13 protein-coding genes are annotated in these 15230 nt (G+C 52.9%); 7 read left to right on the forward strand and 6 right to left on the reverse strand.

The genetic code is table 11. The annotated features are described in order from the left end of the window. The first annotated feature begins 187 nt into the window (after positions 1–187). On the forward strand, positions 188–1183 hold the full coding sequence (locus CGZ75_RS18675; RefSeq protein WP_089525708.1) for a Gfo/Idh/MocA family protein: 996 nt from the start codon (positions 188–190) through the stop codon (positions 1181–1183). A gap of 114 nt (positions 1184–1297) precedes the next feature. On the opposite strand, the gene CGZ75_RS18680 is transcribed toward CGZ75_RS18675, so the two are convergent. Together CGZ75_RS18680 and CGZ75_RS18685 are read right to left on the reverse strand one after the other, a co-directional pair. Continuing rightward, on the reverse strand, positions 1298–2023 hold the full coding sequence (locus CGZ75_RS18680) for a PspA/IM30 family protein (protein ID WP_089525709.1): 726 nt from the start codon (positions 2021–2023) through the stop codon (positions 1298–1300). Between the two features lie 77 nt (positions 2024–2100). Then, complete coding sequence (locus tag CGZ75_RS18685) at positions 2101–2325, reverse strand: PspC domain-containing protein (RefSeq protein WP_089525710.1); 225 nt, start codon at positions 2323–2325, stop codon at positions 2101–2103. Positions 2326–2652: 327 nt separating this feature from the next. Here CGZ75_RS18685 and CGZ75_RS18690 point away from each other — a divergent pair, with 327 nt between their 5' ends. After that, positions 2653–2847: a hypothetical protein gene (locus CGZ75_RS18690; protein WP_089525711.1), complete on the forward strand. Its 195-nt coding sequence runs from the start codon at positions 2653–2655 to the stop codon at positions 2845–2847. A gap of 101 nt (positions 2848–2948) precedes the next feature. Here CGZ75_RS18690 and CGZ75_RS18695 read toward each other — a convergent pair whose 3' ends face one another. Continuing rightward, positions 2949–5495 carry an ATP-dependent helicase gene (locus CGZ75_RS18695; protein WP_089525712.1) on the reverse strand — a complete coding sequence of 849 codons (2547 nt, stop codon included), beginning with the start codon at positions 5493–5495 and terminating at the stop codon, positions 2949–2951. A 204-nt stretch (positions 5496–5699) separates the two neighbouring features. On the opposite strand from CGZ75_RS18695, the gene CGZ75_RS18700 reads away from it, so the two are divergent. From CGZ75_RS18700 to CGZ75_RS18715, 4 genes are all read left to right on the forward strand, one after another. Further along, the gene (locus CGZ75_RS18700) at positions 5700–6158 is read left to right on the forward strand and encodes a MarR family winged helix-turn-helix transcriptional regulator (protein ID WP_089525713.1); all 459 of its coding nucleotides are present in this window, start codon (positions 5700–5702) and stop codon (positions 6156–6158) included. A gap of 40 nt (positions 6159–6198) precedes the next feature. Further along, the gene (locus CGZ75_RS18705) at positions 6199–6885 is read left to right on the forward strand and encodes a nitroreductase family protein (RefSeq protein WP_089525714.1); all 687 of its coding nucleotides are present in this window, start codon (positions 6199–6201) and stop codon (positions 6883–6885) included. 310 nt (positions 6886–7195) lie between these two features. Next, positions 7196–7816 carry a hypothetical protein gene (locus tag CGZ75_RS18710; RefSeq protein ID WP_245850921.1) on the forward strand — a complete coding sequence of 207 codons (621 nt, stop codon included), beginning with the start codon at positions 7196–7198 and terminating at the stop codon, positions 7814–7816. 282 nt (positions 7817–8098) lie between these two features. Continuing rightward, positions 8099–8650, forward strand: coding sequence for a translation initiation factor IF-3 (locus tag CGZ75_RS18715; protein ID WP_089525716.1), 552 nt, complete (start codon positions 8099–8101; stop codon positions 8648–8650). A gap of 158 nt (positions 8651–8808) precedes the next feature. Here the strand turns inward: CGZ75_RS18715 and CGZ75_RS18720 are convergent, their stop codons facing one another. Beyond that, on the reverse strand, positions 8809–9780 hold the full coding sequence (locus tag CGZ75_RS18720) for an AraC family transcriptional regulator (RefSeq protein WP_089525717.1): 972 nt from the start codon (positions 9778–9780) through the stop codon (positions 8809–8811). A gap of 253 nt (positions 9781–10033) precedes the next feature. On the opposite strand from CGZ75_RS18720, the gene CGZ75_RS18725 reads away from it, so the two are divergent. After that, on the forward strand, positions 10034–11407 hold the full coding sequence (locus CGZ75_RS18725) for an MATE family efflux transporter (protein WP_089525718.1): 1374 nt from the start codon (positions 10034–10036) through the stop codon (positions 11405–11407). 204 nt (positions 11408–11611) lie between these two features. On the opposite strand, the gene CGZ75_RS18730 is transcribed toward CGZ75_RS18725, so the two are convergent. Together CGZ75_RS18730 and CGZ75_RS18735 are read right to left on the reverse strand one after the other, a co-directional pair. Further along, on the reverse strand, positions 11612–12037 hold the full coding sequence (locus tag CGZ75_RS18730) for a hypothetical protein (protein ID WP_089525719.1): 426 nt from the start codon (positions 12035–12037) through the stop codon (positions 11612–11614). Between the two features lie 431 nt (positions 12038–12468). Further along, positions 12469–15213, reverse strand: coding sequence for an alpha-mannosidase (locus tag CGZ75_RS18735; protein ID WP_089525720.1), 2745 nt, complete (start codon positions 15211–15213; stop codon positions 12469–12471). Positions 15214–15230: the final 17 nt, after the last annotated feature.

Here is a 15230-nt window from a genome sequence, read left to right on the forward strand (position 1 = left end):
ACGCACAGGAGCGGAGTAGGCAAGAGCGGTCAGCGACGCTGGTTACAGTTCTAATAATGGTTTCCAAAAAGGACATGTGTCCTTTTTTTCTTTTCGATGCGGATATAAGCTAGTGGGAGGACATACTTAGCTGTAATCGCACCCCTGCGTATAAGGCAATCTTCAGTAGAATGGAGCAGGAACATTGATGAAATCTACCCTTAATTTTATCGGAGCCGGTTTTCATGCCTCGACAAACATACTTCCTTCCGCCGTCGAAGCGGGAGCGAACATCGGAGCCGTTGCTACCCGCAGTCTGGAACGGTCGGAGGCGGCTCTCCAGCGGTTCGGAAGCAGAGGGACCCCTTACGACGATTATAAAAAAATGCTGAAGGAAGAGAATTGCGACGGCGTTGTTGTCATCGCTCAACCGGAAGATCAGTTTAATTTGGCGATGGAATGTGTCCAGGCTGGGAAAAACGTATTTGTAGACAAACCTTTGGGATGGAACGCGGAAGAAGCAGCCCGAATTGCCGATGCGGCCGAGCAGGCCGGCGTTGTGCTGATGGTTGGATTTATGAAGCGTTTTGCGCCGAGCTATATGAAAATAAAAGAGCTTATTACGGAGAAGACACTGGGAGCACCCCGTTCCTTCCAACTTGTTTTTGCGGTGGACACAACGCCTTTTTGCCGGAATGAAGAAGAGTTCCTCAAGCTTGCCGCCATTCATATGGTTGATTTGGTGCGGGAGCTGTTCGGCGAAGTCTCACAAGTTGCAGGATTCAGCCATAACGATCATCAGCGCGTAGCACAAACTCTCTCTCTGCAATTCGAAAGTGGAGTGGTTGGAAGCGTTTATTTTGCGGGGATGGATGCTTGGTCCAGCGAAAATGAAAGCTTGCTCGTCACATTTGAAAATGGGTATGCAAAAGTGGAAAACGTCGAAAAAGTTACCATTCATCGGTCCTTACAGCCGGGAGCGGCTGCTTGGAAGTCGCTGGCTGAAGAGACTGTCGTGCTGAGTCCCTCAATCTCGACGATGTCCGGAGGCGCCAAGGATTTGTATGTGCGCGGTTTCGTTGGCGAAATGGAGCATTTTATGAAATGCTGCGCTGAGAGGACTGAGCCGTCGCCGAGCGGGCGCGATAATATCGCGACGATGGCGCTTTGTGATCGAATTCTGGATGCGCTAAAAGGTAAGTGACAAAGCGAAGTTGTGCTGTGGAACTGCTGTGCCCATGGCGCAGCATTGTGCTGGAAGGAAAAAAGGGAGACATAAGGCTGCTTAGCCTTATGTCTCCCTTTTGATTTGGACCGTTTATTCGCCTTTCATTTTGCGGCGCAGCTCAGCAAGCTGCTCATCGATGACGGAGGTACGATTGCTGTCAGCAGAGGAAGCGGCATTGCTGCTAGTGTAAGAGCTGCTTGAACCGTAGGCCGAACCAGCAGAGCCGGAGCCCGCTGAGGAGCCTTTGTAGTCGCGTGATAGGCCGAGTTGAGCTTCCCACTGCAGAACTTTTTCCTCGATACGGTCAAATCCGCGGGAAGCACGACCTGGCTCGAAGCCGTGAGTGAAGCTTGGAGCGGTGCGCTCGGCCGCTGCTTCGGCTTTTTTGATGCGCTCGGCGAGATCGTCGCGTTTCTGAATGAGGCGCTGCAGCTCTTCTTTGGAACTTGCCAGACGGAGATCTAGCTCAACAACAGAACGGCTCGCGTTGTCGTAGAGACGGCTGTATTCTTGCTCCTGCTCGGAGTAGCGAAACTTGTTCTCCAACGCTTGACGGGCTTCAGCCTCACGGCCTTCTTTGAGAGCTTCCTCGGCCTTGGACTGGTTATGCTGCGCCAGCTGAGAAACTTCCTCCAAACGCTGACTGTAGGAACGGGAAGCTGCTTGCTGACGGTGCAGCTCACTTTGCATAACATCGATTTCTTCTTCCATATTGCGGATATATTGGTTCATCATCAACGTCGGGTTTTCCATCTTGCTCAGCATCTCGTTAGCAGTTGCCTTAGTCAAGTTCATAATACGGTCGAATACACTCATGTTCGACACTCCTTTAGTTAGATGGATTGTTCGTGCAATTGAGACAGTCCGGATGGGCCAGTTAATTATGAATCAGCTTAGTTGTAAAAAGGTTCACGAGGCGGAGGGCCATTCCATTCGGGTTCATTTGGCAGTACGATGCTGGCAACAGCGTAGAGCAACAGGGCAGTCCCGAAGCTGAAAACGCCAGCTGCAATGAATCCGATGCGGATAAGTCCAGGGTCAATGCCGAAACGACGGCCAATTCCCCCGCACAGTCCCGCAAGTTTGCGGTCGGTACGGGAACGGTACAAGGTTCTCATGGCAACAACATTCTCCTCTTTTGCGGCATCGCCGGTTGCCCGACTGTGCTGCTTAATGTCTTTATTGTACATTGTGCTTGAGAGCGGCGACACGGACTGACGAATGTATTTAAACCTGGACCCGGGACCGGGTTTAACTCGGGCGGAGGTTGTGTGCGTCTTTGGTGAGACAAGGGGAATTGGGGTAAGGGGACCAGGAAGCGGATTTCCAGTATGAACCAGGCGGCTGTAGATCGAAATTGATGTATGAAAAAACAGCGTATGAAAAGGTGGATGTCGTCACATGCTAACTTCGCTCCACATCATATCGAAAGAGGTGCCCACCCAATGAACAAAAACAAAGCGTCTAAAGCAGAAGTTCAATCCACACAGCTGAACCAGTTCCAAACAAATCAGGACACGGAGTTTTCCAATGAGCTGGCTTCCGATGCTCAGGCTGCTTTCAGCAATGAGAACAACAACGTGAGCAAAAACATGAACAAGAATATGAAAAACAACATGAACAACCAACAAAATAAATAAAAAGCCTCCGGAATATTCCGGAAGGCTTGGAGCGGTCTGCCCATATGGGCAGACCTGCTTATTTTTTGTACATAGGGGAAAACAGCTGGAGGGGAGGCTGTTTAACGGCTTTTGTGAGATGGTCGTGAGGGTGATTGACCACCTCGCCGAGGTTGGATGGTCGGGCGGCTGATGAGCCCGGCAGAGCTGGCCGCGGCCCCGCTTGTGCGGGCCGCGGGCGAAGCGGCTGTGCCCGCGGGGGAAGTGGCTGTGCCCGCGGCGCGAGGCTGCGGAGCGCCGCCAGGGGGCGTGGCGCCCGGCGGCTTGCCGGGCGCGGGCTTGGCAGCGCTCGACGCGGCCCCGCTTATGCGGGCCGCAGGCGGAGCTGCTGCGCTGGCGGAGCTTGGCGCGCCGCCAGCTTCCGGCGAAGCCGGGCGGAACGCGTCGAGCAGAAAGCGCGACACGTCGATTTTGCGGCCGCGCCATAGGCTCGGCGAGCTAATGAGCAGTTCTTCACGCGCCCGTGTAACGGCGACGTAGGCCAGGCGGCGCTCCTCTTCGAGCGCCGCTTCCCTGCGGGCGGCGGGGTCTACCGCCGCACCGGCTCCGACGCTGTAGTCGGCGAGCTTGTCCGCCTCCAGCGCGAGGCTGTGGGGCAGGATGCCTTCGGAGGCACCGATCAGCGCCACGGCGGGGAACTCCAGCCCCTTGGACTTGTGGATCGTCATCAACTTGACGGCATCCCGGGCTGCATCAGGCGGCAGCGCACGCATCTCGGCGTGGCGCTGGGCCATTTTGACGACGAAGGCGAGGAAGGACGGTATATCCGCGAATCGCGATGCAGAGGACTCCAACTCGTCGAGCGCCTCTCGCAATGTCTCCTTAAAAACAGTGTCGCTTCCCTCGCTGTAGCTGCTGCCAGCAAAGCCACGGCCTGCTGCGCCATAACTTGCTCCAGCGCCTGAGCGCCAGCCAGCAGCAGCTCCAGCTGCTCCCGATCTAGCGCCAAATCCGCCCGTACCGCTTCCTTGTCTGCCGCTCGAGCTTTTGCTTCCAGATTCCTCTGCGTCCAGCCAAGCATCATAAAAATCCTTGCGCATGCGCCGAATCGCTTCGGCCGGCTTTAGCTCCTTGAGCCCTTTAATGAAGGTGATCCTCGCCTGAATCGCCTCGCGCTGAAAATCCTTCAGCCCTTCCATGGTCAGCAGATGGATGAGCGGGCCTTTTTTGGGACGAGGATCGTCTTTGGCGCGAATATGAGCCATGCCTTTGGCACGGTTCACATACATCGAGGGCAGAACGCCCTCCATCGCAGCGAAGTCGCGCCGCTTAACGGACAAGCGCATATAATCAACCAGCGGCTTGACCGCCGACTGATCATAGAACAGATCCCCATTATCCTGCAGATGAAAAGGAATCTCCGAAAGCACCAACTGCTCGAACATCGCCCGGCTATTGCTGGAGGTGCGGTATAAAATGGCATAATCGCCCCAACTCCGGGCGCCTTCTTCAACCCGTTCGCGGATATGCGCCGTTACCGTCGCAGCTTCCTGATCCGTGGAAAAAGGGCGGATATAAAGCGGCACCTGCCGGCTTTTGGACACCGCTTTGAGCGTTTTGGGATAGCGGGCTTTGTTATGCCGAATGATCTCGTTGCCAAGCCCCACAATGCTGGCGGTTGACCGATAGTTCGTGTCCAGCGTAACCATCTTCGCCCCTGGAAAAGCTTCGCGAAACCCTAATATATACTCGCTCCGCGCTCCGTTGAACCCATAAATCGTCTGGTCGTCGTCGCCGACGGCCATCAGATTGGCCTGCTTTCCCGCCATCAGGCGGATCAGCTCATACTGCAACAGGCTCGTGTCCTGAAACTCGTCGATCATAAGGTAGCGAAAACGTCCCTGCAGCGATTGCAGCAGCCCCGGCCGTTCCTGTAGCAGCCGATACGACCAGAGCAGGATGTCGTCAAAGTCCATTCGCCCTTCGCGTTCTTTCCACTCTTCGAAACGCAGCAGCAGCCGCTTGAGCTCCCGATCGGCCTGAGACTGCTCTGGGAGCTCTTTCAGCGGGCGCATGCTCAGCTTCGCTTCGGACAGAGCTGCAAGCGCCGTTTCCGGCTCAAGCCGATCGCTCAAGGCCAGCTCGCGGAGCATGCCTTTCAGCACGATCATCGCCACTGGTCCGTTGCCGAGAATTTCCTGCCGATAACCCTGACTTCTTAACAGCTGCAGGAAAAAAGAATGGAAGGTACGTGCCGTAACCTGCTTGGTCGCTCCACGCGGCAAGCCTGGCAGGGAAGCGATCCGCTCTTTCATCTCGCCGGCGGCTTTCACCGAGAAGGTGACGAGCAGAACCGAGCGCGGGTCGATGCCGCGCACACCAATTAAATAACCTGTGCGTGCGGTAAGCACGCTTGTTTTGCCTGAGCCGGCTCCGGCAAGTGTGAGCAGCGGACCGTCGCCATGACGAACCGCCTCGATCTGCGGACCGTTCAGAAACAGCCCGCTGCCCTCCAGCGCGCGGAAAAAGCCGCTGTCCCGGTCAGCGTCAGGCACAAGGCGGCTGCTTCCCTCGCCGGAGGCAAGATTAGCAAAGGGAAGATTTCGTCCGACTGCACCGAACGGTTTTTTGAAAGGAAGCGGTAGGTTAGCATTTATAGTCGTGCTCATAATAGCATGTGTTCTCCTGTGGTCGTTACGCTCTTCATGAGCGAATACCTGTTCGTTGTCATCCTAGAATCATAACGGATAATAAGGGTACCCTGCAATCGGGAATGCTTTATAAGTTGATGCGAGGGTTGCAATTCAGTTCATTCGATTATATAATTGACCCATCAACCATTGATACATCAATGATAAGGGGGAGACAAAATAATGTCATCCTGCCAGACGAAAGACCTGCTGTATATGTTGATTCATCTCAACAAACAGCTTGCTTGTAGATTTGAGGCTGATGTAGGTCTTAGTCCGAACCGACTGGAGCTGCTTTGTCGATTGAGCCGGGAAGAAGAGATCAGTCAGTCCGAGCTTCAAAAGGCGGTATCCATCGATCCCGCCGCGGTTACTCGCCATGTGCAGCAGATGGAAGCGGAGGGCATACTGGTCCGCACCCGCTCGAATGAGGACAATCGAATCGCGCTTGTTCGTTTGACTGAGAAAGGCAAGGCCTGGATCGACAACCGCTCGCGGGAGAAGGACCAGTTCATGGAAAAGCTTCAGGAACAATTGAGTGCGGAGGATCGGCAGGAGCTGATTCGTTTGCTTTCGGCGCTTGGTCGCTCTATGGAATCAGTGGGCAGCGGTCGCAAGGCCGATGAGCCAGTCCAAAAATAAAAAAACAAGCCATTGAGCTTGTTAGAGGAGAGAATATTCAATGACTACATCCAATACTGTTTCGGCTACAACTGCATCTGAGAACCAGGATCTGAACTCCGGGCGTTCTAACGATTACCGCGCGATTGTTGCTGGACGTCGTTCCGTTCGTGAATACGACCCTACCGTCAAAATCAGCCGTGAGGAGATGACGGAGCTGCTTGAGGAAGCGACCCTCGCACCATCTTCGGTGAACCTGCAGCCTTGGCGTTTTCTCGTCATCGAGAGTGAAGAGGCGAAGGCGAAGCTGGCGGGAATCGCTTGGAGCAACCAGACGCAAGTGTTGACTTCCTCGGCTGTCATTGCCGTATTCGCGGATTTGAAAGCTTTTGATAATGCCGATGAAATCATGTCCAGCGCTGTGGAAAAGGGTTACTTGCCGCAAGAGGTCAAGGAATCTCTGATGGCTAATTATACAAATTTGTTCAGCACCGTACCTGAGGACATGTTCAGAAACATGGTGCTTTTGGACACGGGTCTGGTGTCCATGCAGATTATGCTGAGCGCGCGCGCTCGCGGCTACGATACGAATCCAATCGGCGGATATGACAAATCCCGCATCGTTGAAATGTTCGGCATGGAGGAAGGCCGCTATGTGCCGTCCATGCTGATTTCGGTAGGCAAAGCCGCCAAAGAGGCGCGCCTGACGACCCGTCTGCCAGTTGACCGTGTAGCGGAGTGGAAATAATCCGCAAGCGAGATGCTTGAGAAGAATTTTAAACACCTCCTTGATGAGTATCATTGTCCGACACATAAAAACGTCTGTAGATTCTATACAGGCGTTTTTTGTTGTTATAGATTGTACTTCACTTACTCCTTACGAGTACAAATGTTCTCTATCACATCGTCTTTAATCTATAGTTGAGTTGCTGTGAGTAAGGGTAGATATGCTCAAATACCAAGGAGAATTCTTACATTTTTTAGTGACTTTACTTAAAAATGCAGGGATTATTATATGAGTTTCGAAAACTTATAACTATCTAAGGAGGGATGTAATAGTGGCTGACAAATTTTTAGAGATTGATGTAGAACGAATAAACATAGTAGATAAACAAGGGAAGTTGAAAATGTCTTTATTTGAAAGTGAACACATGCCTGACCCATTTCTGGATGGTAAATCCTTTCCAGACGTTAGGCAAGGCACCCCAGCTTCGGGGATAATGTTTTATAATCAAGAAGGGGATGAATGTGGTGGACTGATTTTTGGAAGCGAAAAAGATGATAATGGGGATTATGAATCTTCACTCTCATTAACCTTTGACCAGTATAAGCAAGACCAAATTCTACAAATGAGCACTTATGAGAAAAACGGAATAAGAAATTATGGATTTTCTATTTATGATAGGCCTAATATTCCGCTTTCGGAAACAATTGAGAAATATCAAGAGTTGCAAAAGCAAGAAGAAAGCGTTGAAAAGCAGAAAGCAATATCTGAAACATTTGAAGGTCACAATCAGCGTGCGTTTTTTGGGAAAAGTCAAAATGGCGAGGTTGCTGTGTGTCTGATGGACAGCAAAGGGAAAGACCGCATTCGTATGGTCATTGATGTAAACGATGTACCTCGGATGGAATTTTTGAACGAAAAAGGCGAGGTTGTTTATAAGCTTCCTCCTGAATGACAGTTTCGATAATGAAAACGAAGGATTCATTACGGGTTCAAGTGCATTGAATAGTTAAACTTACGGATACGATAGTTAAATTAACCGCCTTTTTTAAGAGGGCGGTTTTCTTTTGGGTAAAACCAATAATGCAGTTTAGGGCGTAGCTTGTTTGACAGGTTTAAAATGTTTGAGCATCTACCCGATGCAAAGTATGATAAGTATCAAGATATGAGACTGCCATCTGATTATTAGGTTGGACAGAGTGACTTTTACATCGGGGTATGAACGGGAGGTAAATCCATGTTGATAATGAATGAAAAAATCAAAGCGTCAGAGGTTTTACTAACAGGACTTGATGGTGAAGACTTAGGCATAGTATCAAGGGAAGAAGCTTTGCGTATGGCGAAGGAACATAGGGTTTCGCTCGTCTGCACCTCGCTAATGAGCAGCCCTCCTCCTTGCAGCCTGATGGCGAAGGGCAAGGGTAAAGAAGCTTCCCAGAAGGAAGCTTCGGCGGCACGCAAAGCCGGAGCAGCAGCCGGGGGTTTCGGGCAAGCGGGAGCACGCTCTGCAACAGGCTCCGGCAAAGGCGGCGGAGACAAAGCCAAAGAGCTGCGCTTCACTGCGCACATCGAGGAGCATGACTATGACACGAAGCTGCGCCAAGCGGACAAACATCTGCGCTCCGGCAAGCCGGTGCAGATCGTCGTAAAGGCGTCCGGAGCCAAGGAGGGCGCTGCGGCGAAGGCGGTAGTGGAGCGGCTGCTCGGCGATCTCAAGGAAGTCGGCGTCAAAGAGACCGGCATCCAGTCCAGTGGCAAGGGCTCGCAGGTTAGGGTCAATCCGAAGTGAAGATACGGGGAGTTGAGCGCTTGGCGCTCAGCTCCTTTTTCTTTTTTATAGGAATGAGAGGAAGAAATCCAACCCTTCCCCTAGTTCACCAACCCACCGCGTCCTTCCCCGGTTCGTTTCTACGGGTACTCAACCAGGGTCCGCTATTTCATGGGCTCTCAAGCCTGTGAAAAGCGCTGCCTGTAACTGCGCGGCGAGATGCCCTCGTACTTAGAGAAGCAGGAGGCGAAATACGCCGCCTGATTAAAGCCGACCTCGCCCGCGATACGCGAGACGGGGTAATCGGTGCGCAGCAGGAGCAGCTTGGACTGGTCGATGCGGTAGCGAAGCAGGTACTCTTTCGGCGAGCAGCCGAACTCCTTTTGCATGCAGCGGGCGATATAAACGGAGTGGAAGTTCAGGCTCTCGCTCATCGCTTTGGCGCTGATGTCCTCGCGGTAATTTTGCCGCAGGTAGGCTGCGGCCAGCGCGGCGCAGGCCGCGGAGGGCGAAGTGGAGCGGGCGTCAATCGCCGCGGATAGCTGCTGAAGCAGCTCCTGGAACAGGATCTGCTGCCTCCACAGCGCGCCGCCGACCAGGCCGCTTTTGGTCATTGCCGTGAGCTGCGCCAGCAGCTCGAACGTTTTGGTCGGCTCGACCAGATTGGAGTACTGAGGCACCTGTACAGAAAACATCTGGACGTTCATTTTCCAGTCATGATCGGCAGACGACTCGATCCCGGCTCCCTTTTTGCCAGAGTGTGTGGACTTCTTCTTCGCTTCTTCCCTTTCAGCTGGCGTCCCCGTCAGATCTGCTCGTTCCTCCCGCTGATTGCGGTAGAGAGGCAGTCTTTCATCGGTCGCGGTCCAGTAGCCGTCATGCTTAAAATGAAGCCAGTAACAGATAGTCTCCGAGCCAAGCGGGGCGCTGCCGTAGTGATGCGCATCCGGCCGCAGGATGAGTGCCTGACCTGGGCGTACGGCATAACCTCGATCACCTTCTGTAATTGGCAGCTCACCTTCCACCACAACCAGCAGGTCGAACAGGCCGATGTTGCAACGATCAACGTGAACCATGCCCGGAGGATGCTCCTCATAACCGCTCGCGACGAAGTAGGGAAGCGGGGGCAGCGCGAATTGCAGCAGTTTCATTTGAGTCATTCCTTTCTGGCGGTTTTTGGCAAGGGGGAGGAAGTTTCTTTTTTAAAAGTTCTGGTTGCGTACGTGATACCTCAAAGCGAGTATAGCACTTATAATACGGAATGAATAACGAGCTCCATGCAAGGCTGAACTCCCCTTTATTCCTAGTCAAGTTAGGTAGTTAGGCGGCATGGCCAAAGTAAGGGCTTTCATAGTAATTGGCTGTGCATGTGGCAAGCCGAGCAACAAGGTGGAGGTTTCATTCATGAAAAATCGTAACTATTCCCTGTGGGCGCTTTCTTGGCCTATTTTCATCGAGCTGTTCCTGCAGTTCCTGCTGGGCGCAGCGGATACATTCATGGTCAGCGAAATATCCGACGATGCGGTCGCGGTTGTTGGCTTTTCGCAGCAGCTGTTCAATGCGCTAACCGTGCTGTTCACCGTCATCGCGAGTGGTGCCGGAATCCTAATTGCGCAAAAGCTCGGGGCACGCAAGGAGGAAGATGCACGCACAATCAGCATCATCGCTCTGAAAGCTACGGTGTTAATCGGAGCTGTGCTCAGCGTTGTGTTGGTCGTTTTCCCAGAACCAATCGCCCGAGTGCTGCAAATGCCGGAATCGCTCCTGCCTCTCGCGGGTACGTATATTTCAATTATCGGCAGCAGCATGGTTCTCGCGGCGATTATGAGCACGCTCAGCGCGGCCATTCGCAACACGGGCAATACGCGCGGTCCGATGTACACGGCGCTCGGTATGAACGTCGTTCATATCGTGCTCAATTATGGCTTTATCTATGGCGCGTTTGGGCTGCCGGAGTGGGGACTAGGTGGAGTCGCTTTAAGCACAGTCGTCAGCCGTTTGCTGGCTAGTGCCTTGCTGTTTTACATGTTTATTTTTGCCTTTGAGCGGAAGATTTGGTGGGGGGACATCAAGGTGTGGAGCCGCAGTTTGTTTGCGGAGATCATGCGCATTGGTTGGCCGCTGGGCGTTTACTCGGGGAATTGGGTGTTCTCGCAGCTTGTCATCTTCACCTTCATCGGCTCGCTGGGAGCAATGGAGCTGGCGGCGCGGACGTATATGAACACGCTGGAATCGTTCTGCTTCCTGATCGGTTTCTCCATCGCTCTTGCTACGCAGATTAGGGTTGCGCATCTATTCGGCGCCGGACGAACGCGCGAGGCGTACAAGGACTGTTATAAAGGGTTATGGATTGGTCAAGGCGTTGTCATAGCCAATTCGCTGCTGATCTACTTCTTAGGCAGTCAGGCGCTTGGCCTGTTCACTACAGATCCTGATATTCTGGCTATCTGCGCATCCCTGCTAGGATTGAATCTGTTGCTGCAGCCTGGCAAAATGCTTAATATGACCATCGGGGATGCTCTAAATGCGGTTGGCGATACGAAGTTTACGATGTATGTCTCTACGATTAGCATGTGGGGCGTATCGGTCGGCATCGCCTACTACTTCAGCTTAAGCCTTGGGTGGGGACTGACCGCTATCTACTGCTGCATGATCGCTGATGAATATTTGCGCGGCATCGTTTGTTGGCTGCGCTGGCGCAGCCGTAAGTGGGCTTTGCGTGCTGGCTCGCCGGAACTGGCTGTGTCGGCGCAAGGCGGGGCGGCTGCGGAAGTGTAGGAGCGTGGTCTGGACGGGCTTTTGAAGTTTGTACAAGTGTTCTTGATTCAAACCTACTACTAACTGCCCGCTTTCACTCATGGCGCTTATGATTTCGCGTGATGCGGTTTTGGAAAGGGAACTTACGCCGCTTTAGGTGTACGTTCCTTTTTTGTTTTTTCAGATCGTTTTATAAAAGGCTTACCCGGTTTGGTAAGACGTTAGTTATTCAACTTTTACTTTTATTGAATAATGTACAGTTCCCTTAGGCCAGGTTGCTATAAAAGAATAAATATAGATGCCTTTTTTATCCGGCACAATAATTTCATTCGACAGAATGTCTAATTTTATAAAATCATCGTAACTGAGATTTTGATGGAATAGTATTTTTTCTGGTTTTTTATCAAAAGACAAAATAATTTTCGACTTTTTTTGAACAGTAACCGCTGTTTTGTTCTCCAATAGTTCCCAAGGAGATCCATAAGTTTCCTTTAATCCCCAGTTATAAGATACTACCTCTACAGGAATTGTAGTCGAACTGTTTTCTATGCTGGCTGTAGGGCTTGGTATCGGCTCGTCGCTAAAATTACTACAGGCACTTACGAATATAATTAAAAAAAGCGAGAGTAGTAGCATAGGACTCTTGTGCAAAAGTTTTCGACCCCTTCATGTAAGCTTGCACTCATTAGACCTCCAAACCCCCAAATAAGTATCAATGTTAACGAAGTGATATTTGGAAGGTTCCTGTCTGCGAAAAACAAAAACGTCCGTCCCAAAACAATCGTTAGATGATTTAGGGGGGCTTCTTAATTATCGGCCGCCAGCGCTAGTACTAGGCTGATGGTGCTGAATCGCATCAATTTTTCGGAGGTTGGTTAATTACAGCATTCGGCCTATAAAAAAACCTCCGAATCACGATTGATTCGGAGGTTTTGTATGATTCCAGAAAGAGAATAATTCGGCCCAGCCGTTAAGATCAGCCATGCAGATCTCAGCGCGCGGTGGAGTGACACGTGTTGGCAGTCAATCACACGTTCATGACGGCCTCAGCCGAGCAAACCGGCGATCATCATCCTTAGCTGTTAAGCACGCAGCCCGATCGTCACGATCTCAGCCGGCCCAACCGGCAGCTGTAGTCCGCCGTCTGTCAACTGCAGCTCCTCGCCGGAATCCTGTTCCAGGATGCTGGACTTATAAGCAGCGCTGGAGCTATGAGGCGCTTGAAGCGCCAGTTGTCCCGCTTCGCGCTTGAGGTTGTACAGGCGGGCAACAACGTCGCCCGACACTGGGCTCACTTTGAAGGCCGAGAACGCCAGTGATTCGCCCCTCCAGGCAAGCGGTGCGCCGACCGGTTGCAGCTTGCCGCTGTGGACGCCGGTTTGGACGGCAGTCCAAGGCGTTTGCAGCTGGTACGCTTCAGCGTAAGCACCTTCACCTGCGCCGTCTCCACTATGCGGAATGACAGCCAGTTGAACTTTTTGAGCGCCGATGCACTGCGCTTCCGGCGTTGGGAAGTAACCCCAGTCGCCAAGCTCGCCGGTGGAGCGGAGCAAGGTGACAGCAATCGTGTTGGAGCCGTCACGCAGAACTTCATACTCGTTCAAACCAATGTTGGCAACTGTGAGACCGGCTGTTCCGCCGTCTGCCGCTGCGCCGCTCACATCAACGAATGCCTGCTGATGCTGGGCATTACTTGGGTTTTTCCACTCTTTAGCCGGTGTTGTATCGCGAACCGCAGCTTCGAAGATGGAGTCAGCCGTATGAACAGTTGCTTCCAGGCCGGTCGGGAACAGCATACGCACTCGGTGATCCTTCGCCTGGTTGTCAAACGAACTCGTAATATCAAGTCTGCCGCTGCCGCTTTCCAGGGACAGCACCGTCGTCAGGCGCAGCGTGATCAACTGCTGCGAACGGCCGGATTTGCGGTTTTGCATAAAGACGATTTCGCGTTGCTCGCGTTCCAGAAGTTCGTCGGCTGAAGCTGGGATAGCCCATTCATGGACGATTTCCAGGGAAGCGCGGTAAGGCTCATTAGCCAGCACACGAACTGAAGCGGCCAGACCGCGCGTCGTGATCGGCGCAGTGCCTTTTGGCTCCATGAACATATACTCGTTGCCGATGTCGCCAGTGTTCTCGTACACGCCGAGACCGGAGAAAACGCGGCCGCTGCGGTGATCGGTCAGTGTAAAGGAACCATCCTCTGCCACCTCGGCGCGCAGAACGCCGTTGTCGAGCACACGCTCGCTGTGGGCGATCGCCGGAGCGTCCTGGGGTTTAACATCCGCTTTGACCCAGGCAAAGGAGGCATGGCCGAGAGCCGGAACGGATTCCGCTTGGAACGTCAGTCGCACGCGGCGGCATTGGTATGGCTGGCGGAAAGCATCATCCGGCAGATCGTAGCCGAATAACTGTCCGAGATCCTCTACGGTGCAGTGGACTGGGAGGCCCTCGGAGTCTACGAGGACGCGGCCGGAAATATCAAGCTCATTCATACGACGATTCATTTCGCCAAAACCGATGCCTTCGCGGAAGTAGATGCGGGCCGCATCCAGTTCAATGGTAACGGCGCCGCTGCGTGTCCAGCCTGCCGTATTATGTACGACAAACGGCAGAGCGTCCGAACCGTAGCTGCCAAAGACAGAAGTATCCACCGCATTGGCGATGAATGCAGTTGTGTCCGCAACGATAGTTTCCGCTACATGGCGGCTCTTGTCGAAGCGGGTCACCATCTCGCGATGCACCTCATCGACACTACAGCCACAGATGCTGTCATGCGGATGATTTTGCATAAGCAGCTTCCAAGCGTAGGTGAACAGATGATGCGGATAATCCTTGCCGAGCAGATGCCCATAGGCAGCCAGCGGCTCCGCAGAGCGCTCCAGCAGAGCTTGTCCAAGCGTATTCATCTGCTTCAAATAAACGCGGGAGGACGCTGTATTAACGAGTGTGCCCCAGCCATCGGTGCGTTGGCTGCGCAGCTCGCCCTGTACGACAGATAGCCCGCGGCCGTCGGCGGTTTCACGTACCGCATCCAGATAATCCGGGAAGTTGGAATGGATGAACTCCGTATCCGGCTCCACCGCTTTTGCCATGCGAATCGCTTCGGCCAAATCGGTCTGAATCGGCTGGTGGTCGCAGCCGTTCATGAACAGAAGATGAGGCGTGGAAGCGTATTTGCCGGCATCCGCCAGCTTGCGCTGCCAGTATTCACGTGCCGCTTCGGCTTGCACAGGAACCTCATTGCCATTGGAGTACCAGTTGGCGAACAGGATTCCGAGCACGCGTGAGCCGTCTGGACCTTCCCAAATCAGCTCTGAAAAGGAGCTCTCATAAGCGGAAGACTCGCCCACTTCATTATTGAAGCCGGTCGGCTTCACGCCGCGTCCGAACAGTGCATTGTCGATGCCAGCTTGCTGCATGAGCTGCGGCGTTTGGCCGAACAGGCCGAATGTATCTGGGAAATAACCGATTTTGGAAACCTTGCCCCAACGATTCGCATCTTCGTGGCCGATCTGCATGTTGCGGATATTGGCTTCGCCGCTTGTCAGGAAGGCATCCTGCAGGATATACCAAGGGCCGATTAGAATGCGGTCCTCCTGAATCAGCTTTTCCAGACGGGAGCGGTATTCCGGACGAACCTGGAGGTAATCCTCCAGAATAATCGTTTGGCCGTCAAGGAAAAAGCTGCGATAACCAGGATCGCTCTCGAGAGTATCAAGCAGCGTGTCCATAAGCTCAACGAGCCGGACATGATGCTTTTCATAAGGGAGGTACCATTCGCGGTCCCAATGGGTATGGGAGATGATATGTGCGGTGCGCTTCGTCAAAGAGAGTCATCCTTTCT

The organism is Paenibacillus herberti (assembly GCF_002233675.1).
GTDB classification, from domain to species: Bacteria; Bacillota; Bacilli; order Paenibacillales; family Paenibacillaceae; genus Paenibacillus_O; species Paenibacillus_O herberti.

Excerpts from the sequence above, each read along its gene's own strand:
- CGZ75_RS18675 (WP_089525708.1), top strand. The coding sequence starts at position 188 with ATGAAATCTACCCTTAATTTTATCGGAGCCGGTTTTCATGCCTCGACA.
- CGZ75_RS18680 (WP_089525709.1), bottom strand. The coding sequence starts at position 2,023 with ATGAGTGTATTCGACCGTATTATGAACTTGACTAAGGCAACTGCTAAC.
- CGZ75_RS18685 (WP_089525710.1), bottom strand. The coding sequence starts at position 2,325 with ATGAGAACCTTGTACCGTTCCCGTACCGACCGCAAACTTGCGGGACTG.
- CGZ75_RS18690 (WP_089525711.1), top strand. The coding sequence starts at position 2,653 with ATGAACAAAAACAAAGCGTCTAAAGCAGAAGTTCAATCCACACAGCTG.
- CGZ75_RS18695 (WP_089525712.1), bottom strand. The coding sequence starts at position 5,495 with ATGAGCACGACTATAAATGCTAACCTACCGCTTCCTTTCAAAAAACCG.
- CGZ75_RS18700 (WP_089525713.1), top strand. The coding sequence starts at position 5,700 with ATGTCATCCTGCCAGACGAAAGACCTGCTGTATATGTTGATTCATCTC.
- CGZ75_RS18705 (WP_089525714.1), top strand. The coding sequence starts at position 6,199 with ATGACTACATCCAATACTGTTTCGGCTACAACTGCATCTGAGAACCAG.
- CGZ75_RS18715 (WP_089525716.1), top strand. The coding sequence starts at position 8,099 with ATGTTGATAATGAATGAAAAAATCAAAGCGTCAGAGGTTTTACTAACA.
- CGZ75_RS18720 (WP_089525717.1), bottom strand. The coding sequence starts at position 9,780 with ATGAAACTGCTGCAATTCGCGCTGCCCCCGCTTCCCTACTTCGTCGCG.
- CGZ75_RS18725 (WP_089525718.1), top strand. The coding sequence starts at position 10,034 with ATGAAAAATCGTAACTATTCCCTGTGGGCGCTTTCTTGGCCTATTTTC.